The sequence below is a fragment of the uncultured Thiodictyon sp. genome (assembly GCA_903837595.1).
Taxonomy (GTDB): Bacteria; Pseudomonadota; Gammaproteobacteria; order Chromatiales; family Chromatiaceae; genus Thiodictyon.
This window is the reverse complement of record CAILVI010000508.1, coordinates 1-1,596: the sequence shown is the minus strand read 5'-3', so window position 1 is coordinate 1,596 and position 1,596 is coordinate 1. Positions and strand designations below refer to the sequence as shown.

The window sequence follows — 1,596 nt, the reverse complement described above, 5'->3', positions numbered from 1 at the left end:
TACGTAGGGCCGCTAGACGGAAATAATCTTGATCGCAATCTGAGGTACGTCAATGAACTGCTGTCGAGGGCATAAGGCATTCCATTACACACAACTCATTCCACATGAAGTTCTCTTGCGAACCTGATGCCGGCGGCGAAGTCGGTGACACGCTGCAAGCCCAGCCAGAGGGTCTTGACGCCGGGTTCGCCGTCGCCCTTTCTGGCCAGGAAGCCGCCGAGCATGGCGATCAGGCGCACCACCTGATTGAGCGGCGGCGGTGTCTTGGGCGGTTTTCGCTTGTTCAAGATGAACGCCGCCTGCCACTCGTCGCGCTCGAAAAACAACTCTGCGTCCAGGTCCGGGCAGGTACGGCCGAGCCGCATCAGCCGGGCGATACGCCACGCCACCACCATGAACAGCGCCAGCGCTCTTTGCAGGCGGTCCACGCTACTCAATTGCAGCGCCTCCACCCGGCAACCGTTCTTGAAGACGTGAAAAAACAACTCGATCTCCCAGCGTGCCCGGTACCAGTCTATCAATTCCGCCGCCGCCTCGAACGTGGCGGCTTCGCGGTTGGTCACCAGGCGCCACTCGACCGCTTTGACGCCAGTCGGGGCACCGATTTCACGGGCCACGACACAGGAGGCCTCCACTCGGCCACCCTCGCCGTCGGCCAGTTCGACACGACGCGCCCACACTTGCTGCCTGACCTCCCGCGCCTTCTGGCCCTGCCGCGAGGGCAGGGTGAAGCGGATTTCCCCGAGCGGCTCACCGGCACAGGTGGTTTCCCACAGTTTGCCGCCGTCCGGCAAGGCCCGGTTGTGCTGGGAGCGCAGCAGCCAATCCGCCGGATTACCCAGGTCGCGCGCCGTGCGCATCAATTCCACGATATCCGACTCCCGGTCGGCCACATACACCAGTCTCGTCTCGGGCATTTGCGCCGCCAACTCGGCGATGCGCGCGTAACCCTCGCTCCAGCGGATACTCTCCCGCAGCCCGCCACGATTGCCCTCGGCATCCTTCGGCTCGCGCGCCCACATCCAGGCATCGAGCACCCCCAGCGGCTCCCGATCCAGCGTCACCGCATAGGTCGGATGCACGTACATGCCCCGTTGCGCCTCGTAACTGAGCGGCCCCAAGCCGGCCATCCCCTGGCCGTTGAAGTCCAGTTCAGTCGTGTCCTGGAGACACAGCACCACCGAATGCTCGCGCATTCGCGCTCTCGAACAGTTCCAGTGCGGCTCCAGAATGTCCGACCAATCCATCTCCTCCTGCCCCAGAAAGCGATAGGCCGCCGCCGTTTCCGCCCAACCGCCGCAGGCGCCAGGGATGCTCAAAGTCGGCTTCTCCGCAAACCGCTCCGCCAACTTCACCGCCCGCAGGTTCAGCCGCCGGTCCCCCAGGTCAATCTCACTGAATTCTTCCTCCGCCCAGCTCATCCTGACTCCAACATCCACGAAAAGTCAGTATGTTACGGCGAGTTCCTCAAGTTGTGTGTAATGGAATGCGTTAAATGCTCTGTAATTCTTTCGACGGATCGAGATCATCCGATTGAAATCGAGGCGATGCAACCAGTACTTCTCCATAAGCTAATCCGTACACCATTTCCCCCGG

Annotated in this window: 1 protein-coding gene; it reads right to left on the bottom strand. The window is 62.0% G+C overall.

Annotation, left to right across the window (positions count from 1 at the left end; genetic code table 11):
- Positions 1–95: 95 nt before the first annotated feature.
- On the bottom strand, positions 96–1,421 hold the full coding sequence (locus QZY44_RS30905; protein ID WP_295456712.1) for an IS4 family transposase: 1,326 nt from the start codon (positions 1,419–1,421) through the stop codon (positions 96–98).
- Positions 1,422–1,596: the final 175 nt, after the last annotated feature.